Here is a 22,052-nt window from a genome sequence, read left to right on the forward strand (position 1 = left end):
GAGGCGAGGACCTGCCGTGAGCAGCGATAACACGTTCGGTCAGAACAGCTGGCTGGTTGACGAGATGTTCCAGCAGTACCAGGAGAACCCGGATTCCGTTGATCCGGAATGGCGCAAGCTCTTCGATGCAGAGGGTGCTCCCAAGGCACCGAAGGCTCAGCAGACACCGAAGACTCAGCAGGCGCCCAAGGCCGCCAAGGCCTCCGCTGCGCCGGCTGCGAAGCAGGAGACGGCGAAGACCGACCCGAAGGTTTCCTCCTCCACCGCCGCGCCGAGCCAGGACGGCCGCGAGACCCAGATCGACCGCGCCGCCACCGCCGCGAAGGCCACCGCGTCCAAGGAGAAGGCAACGTTGCCGAAGCCGAAGAAGTCCCCGCTGGACAACATCAACAACATTGAGGTTGAGCCCGGCGAGTTCCAGCTCAAGGGCGCGTTCAAGGCGATTGCTAAGAACATGAACGAGTCCCTCGAGGTCCCGACGGCGACGACCGTGCGAGACATGCCGGTCAAGCTCATGTTTGAGAACCGCGCGCTGGTGAACGACCACCTCAAGCGCACCCGCGGTGGCAAGATCTCCTTCACCCACATCATCGGCTACGCCATCGTCCAGGCAGCCAAGCTGCACCCGGACATGAACAAGAACTACAAGGAGGACGGCAACAAGTTCTACGCCGTCCAGCCGGAGCACATCAACCTCGGCCTGGCCATTGACCTGCCGGGCAAGGATGGCTCCCGCTCCCTCGTCGTCGCCGCCATCAAGGAGACCGAGAAGCTCGCGTTCAACGAGTTCATCGACGCGTACGAGGACATCGTCAAGCGCGCCCGCGACGGCAAGTTGACCATGGATGACTTCTCCGGTGTGACCATCCAGCTGACCAACCCGGGCGGCATTGGCACCCGCCACTCCATCCCGCGCCTGACCAAGGGCCAGGGCACCATCGTCGGTGTCGGCGCGATGGACTACCCGGCTGAGTTCGCCGGCGCGTCCGAGGACCGCCTCGCCGAGCTCGGCGTGGGCAAGCTGGTCACGCTGACCTCCACCTACGACCACCGCGTTATCCAGGGCGCGGAATCCGGCGAGTTCCTCCGCGACATCTCGCAGCTGCTTATCGACGACAAGTTCTGGGACGACATCTTCACCGCCCTGGAAATCCCGTTCTCCCCGATGCGCTGGGCACAGGACCAGCCCAACACCGGTGTGAACAAGGACACCCGCGTGATGCAGCTGATCCAGGCGTACCGCTCCCGCGGCCACCTCATCGCGGATACCAACCCGCTGCGCTGGCACCAGCCGGGCCTGCCCATGCCGGACTCCCGCGACCTGCTCATGGAGTCCCACGGCCTGACCATCTGGGACCTGGACCGCACCTTCCACGTCGGCGGGTTCGGCGGCAAGGAGACCATGACGCTGCGTGAGGTCATGTCTCGCCTGCGCGCGGCCTACACCCTGCACATCGGCGCGGAGTTCACCCACATCATGGACCGCGACGAGCGCGAGTGGCTGCGCGACCGCCTCGAGGTCGGCATGCCGAAGCCCACCAACGCCGAGCAGAAGTACATCCTGCAGAAGCTCAACGCCGCAGAGGCCTTTGAGAACTTCCTGCAGACCAAGTACCTCGGCCAGAAGCGCTTCTCGCTCGAGGGCGCCGAGACCCTCATCCCGCTCATGGACGCGGTCATTGACACCGCCGCTGGCCAGGGCCTGGACGAGGTCGTCATCGGCATGCCGCACCGCGGCCGCCTCAACGTGCTGTTCAACATCGTGGGCAAGCCGGTTGCCACCATCTTCAACGAGTTTGAGGGCAACGTCCAGTCCGCACAGCAGGGCGGCTCCGGCGACGTGAAGTACCACCTCGGCTTCCAGGGCGAGCACATCCAGATGTTCGGCGACGGCGAGATCAAGGTCTCCCTGGCCGCTAACCCGTCGCACCTCGAGGCCGTCGACCCGGTCCTCGTCGGTATGGCCCGCGCAAAGGCAGACATCCTCAAGGAAGCCGGCGTGCGCGAGGACCACCCGGTCGTGCCCATCATGCTGCACGGCGACGCCTCCTTCACCGGCCTGGGCGTGGTTCAGGAGACCCTGAACCTGTCCCGCCTGCCCGGCTACACCGTCGGCGGCACCGTCCACATCGTGGTGAACAACCAGATCGGCTTCACCACCACCCCGGACTCCGGCCGTTCCTCCTTCTACGCCACCGACCTGGCCAAGGGCTTCGACTGCCCGGTCTTCCACGTCAACGGCGACGACCCGGAGGCGGCAGCGTGGGTTGCCCAGCTGGCTACCGAATACCGCCGCGAGTTTGGCAAGGACGTCTTTATCGACCTCATCTGCTACCGCCTGCGTGGCCACAACGAGGCCGACGACCCGACCGTGACCCAGCCGGTGATGTACGACCGCATCCACAGCCACGATTCGGTCCGTACCCGCTACACCAAGGACCTCGTCGGCCGCGGCGACATCAACGCCGACGAGGCCGAGAAGGCGGCCCAGGACTTCCACGACCAGCTGGACTCCGTGTTCGCCGACGTCAAGGAGCACGAGGGCCACCCGAGCGAGCAGACCGGCATCACCGATTCCCAGGAGCTCACCCACGGCCTGGATACCTCCATCGACGAGGCGACCTTCAAGCGCCTCGCTGGCGCGTTCGTGGACCTGCCGGAGGACTTCACCTCCAACAAGCGCCTGAAGTCCGTGATGAAGAAGCGCGGCGGTTCCTTTGAGGACGGCAACATCGACTGGGGCTGGGGCGAGCTGCTCGCCTTCGGCTCCCTGGCCGAGGAAGGCAAGTTCATCCGCCTGGCGGGCGAGGACTCCCAGCGCGGCACCTTCACCCAGCGCCACGCGGTCCTGTACAACCCGGAGAACGGCGAGGCGTACAACCCGCTCGACCACAACGCGATCGAGTCCGGCAACGGCGGCCGCTTCGAGGTCTTCAACTCCGCCCTCACCGAGTTCGCGGGCATGGGCTTCGAGTACGGCTACACCCTGGGCAACCAGGACGCCATGGTCGCGTGGGAGGCGCAGTTCGGCGACTTTGCCAACGGCGCGCAGACCATCATCGACGAGTACGTCTCCTCCAGCGAGACCAAGTGGGGCCAGCTGTCGTCGCTCACCCTGCTGCTCCCGCACGGCTACGAGGGCCAGGGCCCGGACCACTCCTCCGCCCGCATCGAGCGCTACCTGCAGCTCGTCGCGGAGGGCTCCATGACCATCGCGCAGCCGTCCACCCCGGCAAACCACTTCCACCTCCTGCGCCGCCAGGCGATGGGTGAGATGAAGCGTCCGCTCATCGTCTTCAGCCCGAAGTCGATGCTGCGTAACAAGGCCGCGGTCTCCCAGCCGGCTGACTTCATCGAGGTCAACCGCTTCCAGTCCGTTATCGACGACCCGAACTTTGTCCAGCGCGGCAACAAGAAGATCGCCGACACTGACAAGGTCACCACGATCATGCTCTGCTCCGGCAAGATCTACTGGGAGCTGGAGAAGAAGCGCGAGAAGGACGGCCGCGATGACATCGCGATCATCCGCGTGGAGATGCTCCACCCGATCCCGTTCAACCGCCTCCGCGACGCGTTTGCCAACTACCCGAACGCGAAGGAGATCCGCTGGGTCCAGGACGAGCCCGCCAACCAGGGCGCTTGGCCGTTCTACAACGAGCACCTGCGCGAGCTGATCCCGGACATGCCGAAGATGGTTCGCGTCTCCCGCCGTGCGCAGTCCACCACCGCAACCGGTGTGGCCAAGGTGCACCAGCAGGAGGAGAAGGCGCTGCTCGAGGAGGCATTCGCCAAGTAACGCCTCGCAGCGCAAAGGCCCCCGGGACACGTCCTGGGGGCCTTTCTTCTTGGTCGCGCGTAGGGCGCGCGCTTCTCGACGCCTTCCGCTACGCCGCGCGCTGCGTCCCGTCCTTCTCGTCCTCGTCTTTGGTTTTCGGGGCGTTGATGTTAATGCTCGCGTACTCCATCAACCATTCCGCCACCGCGGAACGCACAGTCTCCCCCGCTTCTACGCGCTCTGCCATCTCCTCGATGTCCTTGGTGGACATCACGCGCGTAATAAAGTTCAACCGGGTCGACTCGGTGCGAGTGAGCTCGCCGTCTTTGATGATGGGGACGATGTTCTCCGGCAGACCCTGCTTCGCGGCCTCGCTGTCCTGGCAGGCCTGCGCGGGCGAGGGATCCACCGAGCGAACGTTGGCGGGGAACGTGGCGACCATGGCGGCATACACCTCATCTTGGCGCTCGGCCTCGGACGCGCTACTCGTCGTGTTCTCGTCCGCGGCTCCGTCCGCCTCGTCGCTCGGCTGCGCGAAGCTTTCCGCGGTCTGCGGATCCAGCTGCGTGAGGATCTGGCCCGTGCAGCCGACCACGATGTCGACGTTGTCTTCCTTCAGGATGTCCAACGGGCTGCGCGACGCAAACGACGAGTTCGCCGCGAGGCCGACCGGGCGGCCGTACGCGGCGAGGACCTGGTTGTAGATCTCTCCGATGACCAGCTGCTCCGGCGACGCCGGGTCGACGGCGATAGCGAGCGTCCCCTCTGCTCCGACGTTGAGTACGGTGGCAATCTCCGGCCGCTCAAACGGCGTGCAGGACGCGAGGGACAGCGCGCTCGCTGTCGCTATCGCCGCGGTGGCGATGCGTCGCCACCGCTGGTTCACCTTGCCCACACAGATCCCGTCCTCTCGGTCAGTACGTTCGGCCGTTTGGTCCTCTTGATCCTAGCGCTCGTCGCCGTTGGCCCCCTGTAACGGGCGCTGCGGCTGCCCCATCGCGGCGATCATGTCGCGGGCGCGAGTGGCCACGTCCTGCTCCGCGAGCACGTCGTAGCGGCCCGCCACGATCGTGGTCGCGGAGGCGAAGTCGCGCTTGCCGCCGGTGAACCCGTACGCAAACGCCGCGGAGATCAGCCCAAACACGGCACCGCCGATGACACACATGGATACCAGCAGCCACATGCTGCCCTCGGACGCGAACATCCCCATGATGAGGCCGATGAACAAACCGAACCACATGCCGGACAGCGCACCGCCGCCGAGCACGCGCGGCCAGGTGAGCCGCCCCGTGATGTTTTCCACCTGCATCAGGTCCACGCCGACGATCGTGAGCTTTTCCACCGGGAACTCGTTGTCGGACAGGTTGTCCACGGCCGATTGCGCCTCCTGGTAGGTGCCAAAGCTGCCCACCGGCCAGCCGGTTGGGATCTCGCGGTTTTGCGGGCTTCGGAGCGAGGGGGTAGTCATGGTCGGTGTCCTTTCCGGGGAGTCAGCGGCCTGTGCGTGCAACGTCCACATCTTACCGCCCGCGCTCATGGCTGGACCGCGCTAGGCCGTTTCTGCCACGTCACGCGCCACCCTATACTTGGTAGGCGTTATGACTGATACTTCCCCGATTACCAAAGACGCTGTCTACGAGGCCCTCTCGCGCGTCGAGGACCCCGAGATTGGCAAACCGATCACGCAGCTCAACATGGTCGAGTCCGTTTCCATTGACGGCAACGATGTCGCCGTGGGCGTGTACCTGACCATCGCCGGCTGCCCGATGCGAGACACCATCGAGTCCAACACGCGCGCGGTGCTCGAGGACCTCGAGGGCGTGGGCGAAGTCTCGGTCACCTTGCACACGATGAGCGACGAGCAGCGGCGCGAGCTCGCGCAGTCCCTCCGCGGCCAGCAGAGCGGCCCCGTGATCCCGTTCGCCGACCCGAACTCGCGGACTCGCGTCTTCGCGGTCGCTTCGGGCAAGGGTGGCGTGGGCAAGAGCTCCATGACCGTCAACCTCGCCACGTCGCTGGCCAAGCAGGGGCTTTCCGTGGGCATTATCGACGCCGACATCTACGGCCATTCCATCCCCGGCCTCATGGGCTCCGCGGGGCAGGGCCCGACTGTGGTGGACGAGATGCTCATGCCGCCGATCGCGCACGGCGTCCGCCACATCTCCGTCGGGCAGTTCGTGGAGGGCAATGCCCCGATCGTGTGGCGCGGCCCGATGCTCACCCGCGCCATCCAGCAGTTCCTCGCAGACGTGTACTGGGGTGACCTCGACGTCCTGTTCATGGACCTGCCGCCGGGGACCGGCGACGTGGCCATCACCGTGGCGCAGCTGGTGCCCAACGCCGAGCTGCTCATCGTCACCACCCCGCAGGCCGCGGCCGCAGAGGTGGCGGAGCGCGCCGGCACGATCTCGCAGCAGACGGACCAGCCGATCGCGGGCGTGATCGAGAACATGGCGGGCATGGTCATGCCGGACGGCTCCACCATGCACATCTTCGGCGAGGGCGGCGGCGAGCAGGTCGCCGAGCGCCTCACCGCGCTGACGGATAATGAGGTCCCGCTGCTCGGGTCGATCCCGCTGGACCCGAAGCTGCGCGAGCACGGGGACACGGGCACGCCGGTCGTGCTCGATGAGCCCGACTCCCCCGCCGCCAAGGCCATCACGGAGGTTGCAAACACGCTGAAGATCCGCCGCACCTCGCTGGCGGGCAAGAGCTTGAACCTCGGCGTGAAGTAGCCCCTGGTGCTGCCTGCGCCTAGGTGATGTCGGCCCAGGAGAAACCGCCGCCGGATGCGTCCGGCTTGCGCTTTCCTTGGGCGTCACGCCGCGCCACCTGGCGGGTGGAGCCGCCGCCCGGCTCACCCGGGTCCACCGGCGGCTTGGGGGTCCGAGCTTGCGGGTCGTGGCGAAGCGCCGCGCGCGGGTCGGCGTTTCCGGGGACGTTCGCGTCAACCGAGTCATCCCGGTCATCGTCGAAAAGCATCTGCGCCATCGCCCGCTTGGGCCCCATGGCGGCGTACTTGCTCACCTTCTGCATGGGCGCGCGGAACTCCTCAAACTCCTCGAATTCGCCGTTGAGCTCCGCCTTCGCATTGTTGATGGCCTTGCGGGCCGCGTAAATGGCTGCGCGGACGTCCTGGATCACGCCCGGCAGACGCTCGGGGCCAATGACGATGAGGCCGATGATGAGGATGAAGAAAATCTCGCCCCAGCCGATGTTGGAAAACACTGCCTGCCCCCTCTACCCGCGGCGCCTGAGCGTGCGGAACACTACTTCCATCTTGTCCAGCATGCTGCCGTGAGACTGCGCGGAGGGATCCACCCACGGACGGTCGGCGACGTCATCGCTGCGCAATTGCGCCAGCCGCTCGACCAGCGAGTCCGGGGCGTGCAGGTCGTCGTCGTTGCAGCTGCGCACCCGTTGGGAGGTGATTCGCTGCGCCTGCACCTCGGCGAAGCATTCCGCGCACTGCATCAGGTGCGAACGGGCGCGACGCGCCGCCGTGGCGCTGAGCTCGTTGTCGGTGAACGCGGCGATGGCCTCGGGGCTGAGGTGCTCGGTGGAGGAAAACTGCTTGCGCCGGGGTGCGCCGGATGACGCGGCGGTCGACGGCATCTTCTTGCTCACCCTGCTCACCTCGCCCACTCAGTGCGCTCCTTTACTCCTCGTTCTCGCTCGATCGCATGTTGAGGCCACTGGCCCAATTTGCACCTAGCGTACGCCCGTCCGGCGCCGAGTGCGCTCACCGCCCCGCGGAGCAGGTAAAACTACCGCGCCCGGATCAGGTCCTTCGCCGCTTGATCGTGCTGTGCCTGCGCCTCCAGCGACGCGCGCAACTGCTGTCGGCCGCGGTGGATGCGCGAGCGGACCGTACCCATCTTCACGCCGAGGGTGTCGGCGATCTCCTCGTAGGTCATCCCGACGACGTCACAAAGCACCACAGCGACACGGAAGTCCGGGCCGAGCTCGTCCAGCGCGTGCTGGAGCGCGGGATCGAGGTTGGCCACCGTGTACGCCTGCTCCGGCGTCATGTCGGTGCCGGGGACGCGCTCGTAGTCCTCCGGCAGCGCCTCCATCCGGATCGTGGCGCGGTGGCGCACCATGTCCAGGAACAAATTGGTGGTGATGCGGTGCAGCCAGCCCTCAAACGTGCCGGGCTTGTAGCTCTTCAGGTTGCGGAAGACGCGCATGAACGTTTCCTGCGTGAGGTCCTCCGCGTCCTGCTGATTGCCGGAGAGGCGGAACGCAAGGCGGTAGACGCTGTCCGCGTGCTCCGCAACCAACTCGGCCCAGGTGGGCATCCCGCCCTGGCCAGCGTCAAACGCCGCAGTGCCCGTCAGCGTGTCGGCGTTCGGGGTGGGCAGCTCGCGCGGTGAAGTCATTGCTCTATTGTGGCAGAGATAACTGAGCCTGGGCAACACTTTGCTCGGCACTTTGCTTGGTGGCGGGTAACAATCCGCTCACGATCCGCAGCTCGCTATGATGTGCGGTGTGAGTGAGACAGCTTTTTCCCAAATGATCGCCTACATCGACCAGCGCGCGAACCACGCGAAGGGCGCGGCGGATGCGGACCCGTTCAGCCACGGGCTCGAGGTCGCCCGCGTTGAGGCCGAGGAGAACGGCGTGAGCCTGCCCTCCCCGACCGTGGGCACGCTGCTGACTACCCTCGCCGCGGCGGGCGCGCGCGCAGACGCCGCGCAGGGCGCCGTCGCCGTCACCCCGGCCGCGGGCACCGTGGGCCTGCACCTGCTGCGCGGCCTGCCGGAAAAGTCCACCCTGACCTGCATCGAGCCCGAGGCCGCGCTGCAGTCCGGCACGAAGGCGGCAGTGCGCGCCGCGGGGTACGCGCCCTCGCGGGTCCGCTTCCTCACCGCCCGCCCGCTCGATGTGATGGGCCGCCTGGCCAATGACGCCTACCAGGTCATCTACGCGGACGTCTCGCCCGTTGAGCTCGGGGCGATTATCGACGCCGCGTGGCCCCTCCTCACCCCCGGCGGCACCCTCGTGCTCGCCGGCTCACTGCTGGACGGCACGGTCGCCGACGCCACCCGCCGCGACCGCGAGACCGCGGCCACCCGCGAAGCGGACGACTACGCGGAGACGTTCGCGGCGGAGCACGGTGGCGTCGTCACGCGTCTGCCCCTCGACGGGGGCCTGACGCTTGTGACGAAGCGCTAGATTACTTCGTTCTTGCCAACGGCGACCACGCCGTTGTCAGAGACCTTGTAGCGCTCGCGATCGCGCTGCGGGTCGACGCCGATGATCTCACCATCGGACACGTAGACGTTCTTGTCCAAAATGCAGTGGCGCACCACTGCCCCCTTGCCCACGCGCACGCCCGGCATGAGCACGGACCCCTCCACGGTCGCGCCCTCTTCTACGCGCACGTCCGTGGACAGGACGGAGTTGCGCACCGTCGCGCCGGAGATGATGGACCCGGAGGCCACGATGGACTCCTGCGCAATGCCGCCCATGACGAACTTGGCGGGCGGAAGGTTGCCGTCCTCGGTGGAGTGGATCGGCCACACGTTGTTGTAGAGGTTGAAGATCGGGTGCGAGGAGATCAGGTCCATGTGCGCCTCGTAGAACGAGTCGATGGTGCCGACGTCGCGCCAGTACCCCTTGTCGCGCTCGGTCGCGCCCGGCACGTGGTTCTCGGAGAAGTCGTAGACGTTCGCCTCGCCCTGGTTCACAAAGTACGGGATGATGTCCCCGCCCATGTCGTGGGCGGAGTCCTCGTTCTGCTCGTCCTCCAGAAGGGCCTGCACGAGCGCCTCGGTGGAAAAGACGTAGTTGCCCATCGACGCGAACGTGACGTTCGGGTCATCCGGGGTGCCCGGCGGGTTGGCCGGCTTTTCCAGGAACTCCGTGATCGTGCCGTTTTCGTCGGACTGGATGCAGCCGAACGCGGTGGCCTCCGCACGCGGCACGCGGATGCCGGCAACGGTGGCTGACTTGCCCGAGGCGATGTGGTTTTCCACCATCTGCGACGGGTCCATGCGGTAGACGTGATCCGCGCCGAAGACGAGGACGTAGTCCGGCTTGTCGTCATAAATGAGGTTGAGCGACTGCACGATCGCGTCCGCCGAGCCGTTGTACCAGCGCTTGCCGCGGCGCTGCTGCGCGGGCACGGACGCGATGTACTGCGGGGTTGGGCCGGACACGTTCCACGCGGTGGCGACATGGCGGTCGAGCGAGTGGGACTTGTACTGCGTCAACACGGCGATGCGCATGTAACCCGCGTTGACCAGGTTGGACAGGACGAAGTCGATGAGGCGGTAGTTACCGCCAAACGGGACTGCAGGCTTGGCACGGTCGGCGGTCAGTGGGAACAGTCGCTTCCCTTCGCCGCCCGCGAGGACGATGGCGAGGACTCTTGGCTGGCTTTTCACGCCCACCAGAGTATTGAAAAGCAACTTCTCTCGCAGTGGCTATGTACACATTTTCACCACTTTAGGGGGACGCACCACACCTCCCGTTCGGGTTCCTGCAGCGCCGCGCATTCCTCACTACTGTTGGGGCTCATGAGAGTCGGAATGATGACCAGAGAGTACCCACCGGAGGTCTACGGTGGTGCCGGCGTGCACGTCACTGAGCTGACGCGCTTTATGCGCGAGCTTATCGACGTCGACGTGCACTGCATGGGGACGCCGCGCGAGATGGACAACGTCTACGTCCACGGCGTAGACCCGGAGCTCACCGACGCGAACGGCGCGATCAAGACGCTGTCCACCGGCCTGCGTATGGCCAACGCGGCGAGCGGGCTGGACCTGGTGCACTCCCACACCTGGTACGCGGGTCTGGGCGGCCACCTGGCATCCCAGCTCCACGAAATCCCGCACGTGGTCACCGCGCACTCGCTGGAGCCGGACCGCCCGTGGAAGCGCGAGCAGCTCGGCGGAGGCTACAACGTCTCCTCCTGGAGCGAGCGGAATGCCATGGAGTACGCCGATGCGGTCATCGCGGTGTCCTCCGGCATGAAGGACGCGATCCTGCGGGCGTACCCGCGCATTGAGCCGGACAAGGTCCACGTGGTGCTCAACGGGATCGACACCGCCAACTGGTACCCCGGCCAAGCGACGATTCTGGAGGAACTCGGGGTGGACCCGGCGAAGCCGGTCGTCTCGTTCGTCGGCCGAATCACCCGTCAGAAGGGTGTGCCCCACTTGCTCAAGGCGGCGCAGCAGTTCGACGAGGACGTGCAACTGATCCTCTGCGCCGGCGCCCCGGACACCCCGGAGATTGCGACGGAGACGCAGGGGCTCGTCGAGAAGCTGCGCGCGCAGCGCGACGGCATCTTCTGGGTGCAGGACATGCTGCCGCCGGAGAAGATCCGCGAGGTCTACGCTTCGTCGGACGTGTTCGTCTGCCCGTCGATCTACGAGCCGCTGGGCATCGTCAACCTGGAGGCCATGGCGTGCGAGACCGCCGTGGTGGCGTCGCGAGTCGGCGGCATCCCGGAGGTCGTGGTTGACGGCGAGACCGGCACCCTCGTTGATTACGACGAGCACGATCCGGAGGCCTTTGAGCACGCCCTCGCCGAGGCAGTCAACGCGCTGGCCGGGGACCCGGAGACGGCAAAGCGCATGGGTGCCGCAGGCCTGGCACGCGCCCGCGACACGTTCTCCTGGTCTACCATCGCGCAGGAAACCGTGGACGTATACAAGAAGCTGCTGTAGAGGAAACAGAACTAAGTATGAGCGTTTACAGACCCGAACTGCACGTGACCGCCGAGCGCGGCATCCTCGAGGGCCCCGCAGGTGTCATCCGCGCCGGCGAGCGCGGCGAGCGCGTGTGGCACATGTTCTACCAGTACAAGCTCACCCCGGACGCCCCGAGCGCGTGGGGACACGACATGAGCGAGCAGGACCCGTTCAGCTGGCTCGAGTGTAACGACGCCCTCGTTGCCGTCGGCGGCGAGCTCAACGTCCGCGCCGGTGCTGTCGTCGCCACCGATGACGGCGCGGACCTGTACTTCACCTCCAACACCTCTGCGGGTGACACCGTGCAGCGCGCGCACGCCGACGACCTGACCGCGCTCTGCGAGGAGCTGGAGGAGTCCGAAACCGGCGAGCTGCTCCCCTCCTCCGGCGTCAAGCGCCTCGGCGCGGTGGTCCAGGACACGGAGGTCGACGGCCAGGTATACACCAACTTCCGCTCCCCTTGTGTCGTCCCTGACTGGGAGGAAGATGACAACCGCGAGCGCGGCCACGACGGCTGGCTCATGCTCGCGGTCACCGGCTCGCTCGAGGCACCCGTGCCCGTCGTCCTTTCCTCGCACGACGGCCAGAGCTGGCTTGTCGACGGCGCACTGACCTTTGACGGCGACCCCGGCCTCGATGTGACCAAGCCGCTCGTTGCCCCGCGCATCTCCCGCCTGCGAGACGAGGTGGACGGCGAGATCTACGACGTCCTCTTCCTCACCGCCGAGATCGACGGCAAGGACCGCACTGTGTACCTCGTCGGCGTGCTCAAGGGTAGCGTGTTCACCGTGACCTCCCCGGCAAAGCCGCTGGATTACGGCCACGACTTCACGCGCCCCCGCAACTCCGCCTACACCCTGGAGCCGTCGAACGCTGAGGACCGCTACGAGCGGACCTACCTGTTCGGTTTCATGACGGACTCCGGCCGCCACGGCGACCCCACCAAGCAGCCAAACTGGGAGTCCGAGGGCTGGGCGAACACGCTGACGCTGCCGCGTCGCGCGACCTTGCAGCACGGGCAGCTCTACCAGGTCCCCGCCGGCGGGCTGCCGGAGGCGGTGCAGTCGTCGCGTCACGCACTGATGTGGACGGCGCTGTGCGACATCCCCGCGGGCTCGTCCGTGGAGGCCGAGGTGCTGGACGCCAACGGTGAGCCGGTGGCTGTGATCACCCACAACGGGGAGACCCTCACCGTCGACCGACTGGATGGCGCCCCTGCGGTCGCGGAGATCCACGACGACGATGAGGACAACATCACCGTCATCGTCGACGGCTCCACCCTCGAAGTCTACGCAGGCGGCGGCAGCGTCGTCACCGCATCCCGCATCTGGTCCGCCACCGGCTACATCGGCATCCGCTCCCGCGCGGCGGGCGACGCCGAGATCTACAACGAGTGGCGCCGGGGGTTCCCCAGCGCCCAGTAGGCGCTCGCTCCGGCCTACGCCTTGCGCAGCCGGACGAGCTGGCCGCGCGCCGTCACGTCCATGTGCTCCGGCAGCGCCGCGAGGCGCTCCCGCAGCACTTCCGGCGCCACGTGGCGCGCCGAAGGACTCATCCCTACCTGCGCGGCGATCGCGTCGCGCTCCAGGCGCATCGTGTACTCGATGAGCTGCGGCTCCGCGGCCAGCTCCAGGTGGCCCTTGGCCTGTTCCACCATTCGCTCGAGTTTGCCCGCCTCAACGCCGAGGATGCCCAGCGGTTCGCGCAGCTCGTCGAGATGGCCCTGGTGCGCGATGAGCGCGACGACCTCTCCGCCGGGCGCGAGAGCGCGGGCAAATTCCGCCGGGTTGCGGGGCGCGAAGACATCCATGATGGCGTGAACGCTACCGTCGCGAATCGGCAGCTGGCTCCACACGTCGGCCACCACGGCGCCGACGCGCGGGTGGGACTTGGCCAGGTGCTTCGCGGCGGGTATGGAAATATCCAGCCCGATACCGCGCGCGCCGCCGACGCTGTCCAGCGTGTGCGCCAGGTAGTAGCCGGTGCCGGCCCCCACCTCCAGCACGGCCGGTTCGGCCACGCCGCGTGCCTCCCCTGCTGACGGGTCGCCCGGCTCGGGCGCACTGTGCTCCAGCACGTCCTGCACCTGCTCCGTCACGGCCTCGACGAACGGCGCGAAGTGCCCCTGCGAGAGGAAGGCTTCGCGGGCGTGGATCATCTCGATCGAGTCGCCCTCGTGGTTCAGGCCCTTTCCACTGGCCAGCGTGACGTAGCCCTGCTTGGCCACGTCATAAGAATGCCCCGTCTCGGAGACGAGGCGCGAAAAGTCGTCCTCGCCCCGCAACGGGGAAAGATCTGCCGGGTCTGCAAGCACGTCCACGATGTCTTTGAGCATGTGGAAAGCTTACCGCACCGCCGACCGGGCCAAGCGGTGCAGGGTGAATGCGGCTACGCCGTGGGTTACTGCCCCGCAGCGTCGATAAGCAGCTGGCCCAGCTCGGCTGCTTCTTCCTTGCTCATCTCCACGACGAGCCGCCCGCCGCCGTCGGATGGAATGCGCATCACAATCTTTCGGCTCTCTTCTACAGCTTCCATCGGGCCGCTACCAGTGCGCGGCTTCATTGCTGCCATGCGTATTCTCTCCTTTGAACTCAATGACGTATGGAGTCAATGATACGCCTGTATGAGCCCGACCATCCGGGCCAAGCAGCATTTCGGTAGCTAACTATGCCTTTCCGTACGGATTTCCCCCAGCTTTCGGTGCCGGCTCCAGCGTCTCGGGCGCCTCAAACTCCGCCGCGCTCACGCCCTCGGTGAGCGAGTGCGAGTCCACCTTCTGCGGATTGCGGGGCTGCGCCGGGCGAGCCGCAGCGGCCTCGTCGTCGCACCACTCCGCGGTGTCCTGGCCGGTCAGCTGCGCGATGAGTGCGTCGACCTGGTCCATCCGGTACCCGCGGTGGACGACCTCAAGCTGGATGTCGTCAAAGTTGCCGTCCTCAACCGCGCGGCGATTCGCCGCCTTCACATTTTCCGTGTCGGGCATCGGCGGCTGCGTCTCACCGCGCCCAAAAATCGACGACGCCAGCAGCGTCCCCAGCACGCTGAACAGCGCCAAGACAAGAATCAGGATAATCCAAGAGAGCATGGGCGCTATTCTACTTCCCGCCCCACGCAACGCGCTGCTGCACCTCGCCCAGCGCGCCCCGCCCCGCGGCCCGATCCAGGATCGTCGCCACGATCACATCTGCCATCGGCGCGAGCTCCTCCAGCGGACGGTTCCGGTGTCGCCGCGCGCTGAGCTGCACTTCGGTGACGGCGGCGGGGGTGTGGGAGGCCGCGACGTCGAGGAGTAAGCCCACCTCGACCCCGTAGCCGGCGACAAACGGCAGGCTCAGCGCGGTGCTGCGGCGGATGGCGTACTCGCCGGCGAGCGGCTGGGAGATGTGGCAGAGCTCGGGGAACAGCGCGCGCAGCAGCGGCTTCGCGGTGAGCTCGGTGACGCGGCCGCCGCCGGGGCCGCCGTTGAGCTCGCGGGGGTAGGCGGCCTTGACCAGGTGGATCGCCGGGTCCGCAAACGGTGCCGCGAGCGCGTCGACCCAGCCGGGGCGCAGCGAGGTCACGTCCGCGTCGACGAAGACGACAACGTCTCCGCTCGCGGCGCGCACCCCGCGCCACAGGGCCTCGCCCTTGCCGGGAACGGTCTCGGCGGGTCCGACGTCGCGCCAGTTCACCACGCGGGCGCCCGCCGCTGCGGCCTCGCTGGCAGTGGCGTCTGTGGAGTCGGAGTCGATGACCAGCACCTCCCCGCCGTCGCGCGCGGCACGCGACTCGAGGCAGGTCCGCACCACGTCGCCGACGGTGCGCTCCTCGTTCAGCGCCGGGATGACCACGCTCACGCGCGGGCTGCTCACGCGAGCCCCCGGACGGTGGCAAGCGGCGCGGCGGTGCCCTGGATCGCCGCGGTCATGCGGATCACGTCCACGGTTTCCGCGACGTTGTGGACGCGGAAGGCGGCGACGCCGCGGGCGGCCGACCAGGCGGTGGCAGCGAGCGTGCCCGCGACGCGTTGCGCTGGGTCGTTGCGGCCCACCGTCTCGCCGACGAAGTCCTTGTTGGACAGCGCCATGAGCACCGGCCAGCCGGTGGCAACGAGCTCGTCGATCCGGCGCAGGATTTCCAGGCCGTGGAACGTGTTCTTGCCAAAGTCGTGGGTGGGATCGATGAACACGCGCTCGGCGGGCACGCCGTAGTCCACGGCGCGCTCGGCCAGCGCTGAAGTTTCGCGGATCACGTCGGCGACGACGTCATCAAAATGCACGCGGTGCGGGCGGGTGCGCGGCACCACCCCACCAGTGTGGGAGCAGACGTAACCGACCGCGTGGTGGCCCGCCACCTCGACGAGCTCGGGGTCCCAGCCCGCCCAGGTGTCATTGATCAGGTCCGCGCCGGCGTCGATAGCTGCTTCGGCGACGCTCGCTCGCCATGTGTCCACGCTGATGGACACCTCCGGGTGGCGCGCGCGGACCTCGGCAATCAGCGGGACGACGCGGTCGATCTCTTCGTCGACGTCCACCTCATCGCCCGGTCCGGCCTTGACGCCGCCGACGTCCACGATGGACGCGCCCGCCGCGATGACCTCGTCCGCACGCTGAGCTGCCTTCTCAATGGCAAAGGTCGCGCCCTTGTCGTAAAAGGAGTCCGGGGTGCGGTTCACGATGGCCATCACCCGCGCAAGCGAGTTACTCATATCCACCAGCGCGTTGCGCGTCGCCGAGGCGCTCATCCGTCATCACTTGGTGCGTCTCCACGATGTGCGCGATGGCCTCCTCGACCGAGTCGGTGACCAGGAACAGTTTTTCGTCGCCAGGCGAAATGAGCCCGCGCTCGAGCTGCTGGTTGACCATCCAATCGACCAGGCCGGACCAGAAGTCGGTGCCGATGAGCACGATCGGGAAGTTGGTCACCTTGCCGGTCTGCACCATGCACAGCACTTCGAAGACCTCGTCCATCGTGCCGAAGCCACCAGGCAACGCGATAAACGCCTGCGAGTACTTCAGGAACATGGTCTTGCGGGCGAAGAAGTAGCGGAAGTTCAGGCCGAGGTCGACCCAGTCGTTCAGCCCCTGCTCGAATGGCAGCTCGATGCCCAGGCCAACCGACATGCCGCCGGCGTTATGCGCGCCGCGGTTCGGCCCCTCCATCAGGCCCGGGCCACCGCCGGTGATCACGGCGTAGCCGGCCTCGACCAGCCCGTGGCCAACCTGGTACGCCTGCTCGTATTCCGGGGTGCCCTCGCCCAGCCGCGCTGAACCGAAGACGGTCACGGCCTTCGGCAGCTCGCTGAGTGCGTCGAAGCCGGCTACGAACTCGGACTGGATGCGCATGACGCGCCACGGGTCCGCGTGCTTCCAGTCGTGGTCGGAGGAGCCGAGCGATTCGAGCAGGCGGCGGTCATGCGTGGACGCCTGCTCGTTGTCGCTGCGCAGCATGAGCGGGCCGCGGAGCTTGCGGTCACGGTCGGGGCGGGGTGTGGTGTGCGGTGCCATAGTAATTGTGCGTGGAAAGTTTTCTATGTTCAGTGAAGAGACAGGTAGTCCATGAGCTGCGCGAACACCTCACGGATCTGGCTGATCGGGCACTGCTCGTCCTTCTTGTGAGCAAAGCCCGGATCGCCGGGGCCGAAGTTCACGGCCGGAACACCAAGGTTAGAGAACCTGGACACGTCCGTCCATCCGAACTTCGCACGGAAGTTCCCGCCCACGGCCTTCACCAGGTTGGCCGCTACCGGGTGGTCCAGCCCCGGTAGCGCGGCCGGCGCCACGTCGTCGTACGCAAGCGTCAACCCGTCTTCCAGGGCGAGCACCTCCTCGAGGTGCGCCTTCGCGTTCTCCACGTCCCGGTCCGGCGCATAGCGGAAGTTGACAATCAGCCTGGCGTGGTCCGGGATCGTATTGGTGGCCACGAACCCCTCCATGCCGACGACGTTGATGCCCTCGCGGTACTCGCAGCCGGCGATGGTGACGCGGCGCGGCTCGTAGGCGGCGATGCGGGTCAGCACACCCGCAAGGTCGTGGGCCGCGTTGTGCCCCAGCCACGAGCGCGCGGAGTGCGCTCGGGTGCCGTGCGCGTCCACAAAGACGCGGATCGTGCCCTGGCAGCCGGCCTCGATCACCCCGCCGGACGGCTCGCCGAGCAGCGCGATGTCGCCGGCCAGCAGCTCCGGGTGGTCCCGCTCGAGGTGGAACAGCCCGTTGTATTCCTGGGCGACCTCCTCGGCCTCGTAGGCAATGACTGTCATATCAAACGCCGCGCGCTCCCCCGGCGCCTCGGCCTCGCCGCGCACGAGCCGCGCGAACGCCCCGAGGTAGCACGCCATGCCACTTTTCATGTCCACGGTCCCGCAGCCGAACATGGTGTCACCCTCAATGCGGTGCGGCGTGTTGTCCGCCAGCGGCACCGTGTCGATGTGTCCCGCCAGCACGACGCGCTGCTCGCGCCCGAAGTGCGTGCGGGCGACGACGGTGTTGCCAATCCGCTGCACGTCGACTGCACCGTCCCCGGAGGCGTCGGCAAGCGCCCGAAGCGCCCCCTCGACGGCGTCGGCGATCGCCTCCTCGTGGTGGGACGGCGACTCGATGTCCACGAGCGCGGCGGTGAGATCGACTGGGTCTGCAAAGAGGTCTAGCGTGTTCACCCCACTCATCCTACGGGCGGCAATCCGCCTAGGATGAGGACATGCCCATTGGAGCGGAAGCAACCGGAATTGCCAACATCGCTATGGACGGGACCGTCTTGGACACCTGGTACCCGAGCCCAGCGCTTATCGACGCCACACCGTCCGAGCCACCCGCCCCCGCGAGCACCGAGCGCGTCAGCGCGAACGAGCTGTCCGACCGGTTCCTCAACCTCGTCGGCCTGGACCGCGACCGGCTGGTGGAGCTCGTCCCGGTGCGCACCCGCATCCCGGACCTGTCACAGCCGCCGGTGGACGCGCACGACGTCTACCTGCGGCTGCACCTGCTCTCCCACCGCCTGGTCAAGCCGCTCGAGTTGAACATGGAGGACTGCCTCAGCCACCTCGTGCCCGTGGTATGGACCAACAAGGGCCCGTGCCTGACGGACAACTTCGAGTTCATCCGCACCAACCTGCGCTCCCGCGGCACGATCCACGTCTGGGGCATCGAGCGAGTGCCGCGCATGGTGGACTACGTCGTCCCCTCGGGCGTGTCCATCGCGCAGGCCGAGCGTGTCCGCCTCGGTGCCTACCTCGCGCCGGGCACGTCGGTCCTGCGCGAGGGATACGTCTCCTTTAACGCGGGAACGCTCGGCCCCTCGCGGGTCGAGGGGCGCCTGTCCTCGTCCGTGGTGATCGGCGAGGGCGCGGACCTGGCGTTGTCCTCCGTGCTCATGGCGTCGCGCTCCACGCAGCCCGCCCGCACCCCAATGCGGGTGGGCAAGCACTGCACGATGCACCCCTCGGCCGGCGTGTTCGGCGTGGACCTGGGCGATAACTGCACCATCGGCGTCAATGTCATGATCGAACCGGAATCGGTGGTGTACGACGCTCGCCTGGACCGCGAGATCCCCGCCAAAGAGATCGCCGGGCAGGACAACTTGCTCATCCGGCGCGAGGCGATGAGCAATTGTCCGGTCGTGAGGGATCAGGGAAGCGTCGATTAGCATTCAAGCCCCCAGCTGGGGCGATGCGAGCCTTATTGGCCCGCGACGCGGTGCCAACGATTAGAGTAAGACCATGTCTTCTCAGGATTCCCCTGGCAGCGCGTCGGTCATCGCACCGACTTCTGCCTCCGTCTCGCTTGAGCGTGGCCTCAAAACCCGCCACTTGACCATGATGGGGCTCGGTTCCGCAATCGGCGCCGGGCTCTTCCTCGGTACCGGCGTGGGCATCGCCGCTGCCGGGCCGGCGGTGATCATCGCCTACCTCATCGCCGGCGCGATCACCGTGTGCATCATGCAGATGCTTGCAGAGATGGTGGCGGCGCGGCCGTCCTCCGGCACCTTTTCCACCTACGCGGAGCAGGCACTCGGCCCCTGGGCCGGGTTTGCCATCGGCTGGCTGTACTGGTTCATGATGATCATGATCATGGCCGTAGAGATCACCGGCGCCTCCGCCATCATTGCCGCCTGGTTCGGCATCTCGCCGTGGATCCCGGCGCTCGCGGCCATCGTGGTGTTTACCGTGATCAACTTCGCTGCGGTGAAGAATTTCGGGGAATTCGAGTTCTGGTTCGCCCTCATCAAGGTCTCCGTCATCATCGCGTTCCTGGCCCTGGGCGTGGCACTGTGGCTGGGTCTGCTGCCCGGCACCAGTTTCGTCGGCACAAGCAACATCGCCGAGGTCGGGTTCATGCCCAACGGCTGGGGCGGCGTGGCCACCGCCATGCTCGCCGTCGCATTCGCCTTCGGCGGCATCGAGCTGGTCACCATCGCCGCCGCCGAGTCGGAGGACCCCGAGGTGGCGGTCCACGCCGCGATCCGCTCCATCATCTGGCGCATCGGGTTTTTCTACATCGGCTCGGTCCTCCTCATCGTCATGCTGCTGCCGTTCGGGCAGATCGGCGGAGCCGAGGACGCCTCCGAGTCCCCCTTCACCGCCGTCCTCCACCTGGCCAACGTCCCGGGCGCGGTGGGCATCATGGAGGCCGTCATCGTGGTTGCGCTGCTGTCGGCGTGCAACACGCAGATCTACGGCTCCTCCCGCTTCCTGCACAACCTGGCGCTGCGCGGCGACGCCCCGCAGATGTTTGCCACCACGGACACGCGCGGGGTGCCCATGCGCGCGGTCATCGTCTCCGTCTGCTTCGGGTTCGGGGCCGTCGCCCTGCAGTACTGGAACCCGCCGGGACTGCTCGCATTCCTGCTCAACGCGGTCGGCGGCTGCCTGATCGTGATCTGGTTTGCCATCAGCTTCTCCTTCCTGCGCCTCCACCCGCGCCTCGTGGCCACGGGCGAGATCACGCAGGTGCGCATGTGGGCGCCGTCCGTGCTGCCGCTCGCCACGATCCTGCTCGCCGCAGCACTCGTGGTGCTCATGCTCACCACGCCGGAGGGGCGTATGCAGCTGCTCGCTGTGGCGGTGGTCGTCGGCGTCGCCGCGATCGCCGGCGTGCTGTGGACCAATACAGATTCCTTCCGCGCCACTGCCGCGAAAGCCGTTGAAAGGAACAACCGATGAGCACCACCACAGGAACTGGCCCTGATCACAACCCTGAGCAGGGCACTGAGCTTGGCTCCGGCCTGAAGTCCCGCCACCTCACCCTGATGGGGCTGGGCATGGCGGTCGGCGCCGGCCTCTTCCTGGGCGTCGGCGAGGGCATCCGCGCCGCCGGCCCCGCCATCCTGATCGCCTACTTCATCGCGGGGCTCATCGTGGTCGCCGTGATGCGCATGCTCGGAGAAATGGCGGCGTCGCGCCCCTCCTCCGGCTCGTTTGCCACCTACGGGCGTCAGGCGTTCGGCCACTGGGCCGGGTTCCTCCTCGGCTGGCTGTACTGGTTCCTGCTCATCATGGTCGGCGGCGCAGAGATCACCGGCGCCGCCGCGATCATGGGCGGCTGGTTCGGCGTCCCCCAGTGGATCCCCGCGCTCGTCGCGGTGGTGTTCTTCGCCGTGGTCAACCTGGCACAGGTAAAAGGCTTCGGCGAGTTTGAGTACTGGTTTGCCATGATCAAGATCGTCGTGATCATCGGCTTCCTCGTCATCGGCGCCGCCCTCTTCCTGGGCATCCTCCCCGGCCACGACTTTGTGGGCCTGACCAATATTCAGGAATCCGGCTTCGCCCCGAACGGCATCCCGGGTATCGCGGCCGGGCTGCTCGCCGTCGCGTTTGCGTTCGGTGGTATCGAGGTGGTCACCATCGCGGCCGCCGAGTCCGAGAACCCAGCGCAGGCCGTGAAGAACGCGGTCAACTCCATCATCTGGCGCATCGCGCTGTTTTACGTCGGCTCCGTCGTGGTCATCATCCTGCTGCTGCCCTACGCGCAGATCGACGCTGCCGACTCCGCCGCGGACTCCCCGTTCACGCAGGTGTTGTCCATGGCCAACGTGCCGGGCGTCGTCGGGTTCATGGAGGTCGTCATCGTCCTCGCGCTGCTCTCCGCGTTCAACGCGCAGATCTTCGGCACCTCGCGCCTTGCCTACCAGCAGGCACTCGAGGGGGATGCGCCCGCGTGGCTCGCCAAGACCAATGCCAACGGCGTGCCCACGAACTCGGTCATCGTTTCCGTCGTCTTCGCGTTCGTCGCGGTCGGTCTGCAATGGTGGAACCCGCCGGGGCTGCTCAGCTTCCTCATGAACGCGGTCGGCGGCTGCCTCATCGTCACCTGGATCATGATCACGCTAAGCTACATCCGCCTGCGCCCGCAGATGCGCGCCGGATCCGGCCACGCCGCCGTCGAGGTCCAGGGTGGCATGATCGTCCCGTGGGCCACCTTCGTCGCCCTCCTTCTGCTCGTGGCCCTCATGCTTATCGACGCCACCGCCCGCGGCCAAGTCCTCGCCGTCCTCATCGTTTCCGCAGCGCTCGTTGTCGCGTCACTGTTTACCAAGCGCCGGTCTGCGGCAGTTCGGGGCGCATCGGGGACAACCGGGCAGAATGATCTAAGCTAGCTGTC

21 protein-coding genes are annotated in these 22,052 nt (G+C 67.0%); 8 read left to right on the top strand and 13 right to left on the bottom strand.

Going from position 1 to position 22,052, the window contains the following annotated elements; translation table 11 throughout:
• Window positions 1–16: 16 nt before the first annotated feature.
• A complete protein-coding gene (locus FPH17_RS03635; protein ID WP_154878725.1) occupies window positions 17–3,796 on the top strand; it encodes a multifunctional oxoglutarate decarboxylase/oxoglutarate dehydrogenase thiamine pyrophosphate-binding subunit/dihydrolipoyllysine-residue succinyltransferase subunit in 3,780 nt (1,259 codons plus the stop codon).
• 88 nt (window positions 3,797–3,884) lie between these two features.
• Here the strand turns inward: FPH17_RS03635 and FPH17_RS03640 are convergent, their stop codons facing one another.
• Window positions 3,885–4,670, bottom strand: coding sequence for a type 2 periplasmic-binding domain-containing protein (locus FPH17_RS03640; protein WP_154878726.1), 786 nt, complete (start codon window positions 4,668–4,670; stop codon window positions 3,885–3,887).
• Between the two features lie 51 nt (window positions 4,671–4,721).
• On the bottom strand, window positions 4,722–5,243 hold the full coding sequence (locus FPH17_RS03645; protein WP_154878727.1) for a YflT domain-containing protein: 522 nt from the start codon (window positions 5,241–5,243) through the stop codon (window positions 4,722–4,724).
• 130 nt (window positions 5,244–5,373) lie between these two features.
• Here FPH17_RS03645 and FPH17_RS03650 point away from each other — a divergent pair, with 130 nt between their 5' ends.
• Window positions 5,374–6,510, top strand: coding sequence for an Mrp/NBP35 family ATP-binding protein (locus FPH17_RS03650; protein WP_154878728.1), 1,137 nt, complete (start codon window positions 5,374–5,376; stop codon window positions 6,508–6,510).
• Window positions 6,511–6,529: 19 nt separating this feature from the next.
• On the opposite strand, the gene tatB is transcribed toward FPH17_RS03650, so the two are convergent.
• From tatB to sigE, 3 genes are all read right to left on the bottom strand, one after another.
• Window positions 6,530–7,003, bottom strand: a complete 474-nt coding sequence (gene tatB / locus FPH17_RS03655) for a Sec-independent protein translocase protein TatB (protein ID WP_154878729.1) — start codon at window positions 7,001–7,003, stop codon at window positions 6,530–6,532.
• A gap of 12 nt (window positions 7,004–7,015) precedes the next feature.
• Window positions 7,016–7,402 carry an anti-sigma factor family protein gene (locus tag FPH17_RS12135; RefSeq protein WP_154878730.1) on the bottom strand — a complete coding sequence of 129 codons (387 nt, stop codon included), beginning with the start codon at window positions 7,400–7,402 and terminating at the stop codon, window positions 7,016–7,018.
• A 140-nt stretch (window positions 7,403–7,542) separates the two neighbouring features.
• Window positions 7,543–8,157 carry an RNA polymerase sigma factor SigE gene (gene sigE, locus FPH17_RS03665; RefSeq protein ID WP_154878731.1) on the bottom strand — a complete coding sequence of 205 codons (615 nt, stop codon included), beginning with the start codon at window positions 8,155–8,157 and terminating at the stop codon, window positions 7,543–7,545.
• A gap of 109 nt (window positions 8,158–8,266) precedes the next feature.
• On the opposite strand from sigE, the gene FPH17_RS03670 reads away from it, so the two are divergent.
• Entirely contained in the window at window positions 8,267–8,953 is a 687-nt protein-coding gene (locus tag FPH17_RS03670) for an O-methyltransferase (protein WP_154878732.1), read from the top strand.
• Here the strand turns inward: FPH17_RS03670 and glgC are convergent.
• The gene (gene glgC, locus FPH17_RS03675) at window positions 8,950–10,167 is read right to left on the bottom strand and encodes a glucose-1-phosphate adenylyltransferase (protein ID WP_414437226.1); all 1,218 of its coding nucleotides are present in this window, start codon (window positions 10,165–10,167) and stop codon (window positions 8,950–8,952) included. The two genes, FPH17_RS03670 and glgC, sit on opposite strands and share 4 nt — an antisense overlap.
• Window positions 10,168–10,299: 132 nt before the next feature.
• Here glgC and glgA point away from each other — a divergent pair, with 132 nt between their 5' ends.
• Together glgA and FPH17_RS03685 are read left to right on the top strand one after the other, a co-directional pair.
• Entirely contained in the window at window positions 10,300–11,454 is a 1,155-nt protein-coding gene (gene glgA / locus FPH17_RS03680) for a glycogen synthase (protein WP_167496766.1), read from the top strand.
• Window positions 11,455–11,471: 17 nt separating this feature from the next.
• A complete protein-coding gene (locus tag FPH17_RS03685) occupies window positions 11,472–12,902 on the top strand; it encodes a GH32 C-terminal domain-containing protein (RefSeq protein WP_154878733.1) in 1,431 nt (476 codons plus the stop codon).
• Between the two features lie 14 nt (window positions 12,903–12,916).
• On the opposite strand, the gene FPH17_RS03690 is transcribed toward FPH17_RS03685, so the two are convergent.
• From FPH17_RS03690 to dapE, 7 genes are all read right to left on the bottom strand, one after another.
• Complete coding sequence (locus tag FPH17_RS03690) at window positions 12,917–13,813, bottom strand: methyltransferase domain-containing protein (protein ID WP_154878734.1); 897 nt, start codon at window positions 13,811–13,813, stop codon at window positions 12,917–12,919.
• A gap of 65 nt (window positions 13,814–13,878) precedes the next feature.
• Entirely contained in the window at window positions 13,879–14,049 is a 171-nt protein-coding gene (locus FPH17_RS03695) for a DUF3117 domain-containing protein (RefSeq protein WP_095275850.1), read from the bottom strand.
• A gap of 94 nt (window positions 14,050–14,143) precedes the next feature.
• Window positions 14,144–14,563 carry a hypothetical protein gene (locus FPH17_RS12015; protein WP_203085478.1) on the bottom strand — a complete coding sequence of 140 codons (420 nt, stop codon included), beginning with the start codon at window positions 14,561–14,563 and terminating at the stop codon, window positions 14,144–14,146.
• Window positions 14,564–14,573: 10 nt separating this feature from the next.
• Entirely contained in the window at window positions 14,574–15,329 is a 756-nt protein-coding gene (locus tag FPH17_RS03705) for a glucosyl-3-phosphoglycerate synthase (RefSeq protein ID WP_244288053.1), read from the bottom strand.
• A complete protein-coding gene (gene folP / locus FPH17_RS03710; protein ID WP_238397072.1) occupies window positions 15,326–16,201 on the bottom strand; it encodes a dihydropteroate synthase in 876 nt (291 codons plus the stop codon). Before folP ends, FPH17_RS03705 begins: the two co-directional genes overlap by 4 nt.
• Complete coding sequence (locus FPH17_RS03715) at window positions 16,158–16,964, bottom strand: LOG family protein (RefSeq protein WP_154878735.1); 807 nt, start codon at window positions 16,962–16,964, stop codon at window positions 16,158–16,160. The genes folP and FPH17_RS03715 overlap by 44 nt, the downstream gene beginning before the upstream one ends.
• A gap of 29 nt (window positions 16,965–16,993) precedes the next feature.
• Window positions 16,994–18,121, bottom strand: coding sequence for a succinyl-diaminopimelate desuccinylase (gene dapE, locus FPH17_RS03720; RefSeq protein ID WP_154878736.1), 1,128 nt, complete (start codon window positions 18,119–18,121; stop codon window positions 16,994–16,996).
• A 32-nt stretch (window positions 18,122–18,153) separates the two neighbouring features.
• On the opposite strand from dapE, the gene FPH17_RS03725 reads away from it, so the two are divergent.
• The 3 genes from FPH17_RS03725 to FPH17_RS03735 all read left to right on the top strand — a co-directional run bounded on the left by FPH17_RS03725 (window position 18,154) and on the right by FPH17_RS03735 (window position 22,047).
• Complete coding sequence (locus FPH17_RS03725) at window positions 18,154–19,098, top strand: 2,3,4,5-tetrahydropyridine-2,6-dicarboxylate N-succinyltransferase (protein ID WP_154878737.1); 945 nt, start codon at window positions 18,154–18,156, stop codon at window positions 19,096–19,098.
• 73 nt (window positions 19,099–19,171) lie between these two features.
• A complete protein-coding gene (locus tag FPH17_RS03730) occupies window positions 19,172–20,614 on the top strand; it encodes an amino acid permease (RefSeq protein ID WP_154878738.1) in 1,443 nt (480 codons plus the stop codon).
• Window positions 20,611–22,047 (top strand): amino acid permease, encoded by a 1,437-nt coding sequence (locus FPH17_RS03735; RefSeq protein WP_167496767.1) that lies wholly within the window; start codon window positions 20,611–20,613, stop codon window positions 22,045–22,047. Before FPH17_RS03730 ends, FPH17_RS03735 begins: the two co-directional genes overlap by 4 nt.
• The last annotated feature ends 5 nt before the right edge of the window (window positions 22,048–22,052 follow it).

The organism is Corynebacterium gottingense (genome assembly GCF_007559235.1).
GTDB classification, from domain to species: Bacteria; Actinomycetota; Actinomycetes; order Mycobacteriales; family Mycobacteriaceae; genus Corynebacterium; species Corynebacterium gottingense.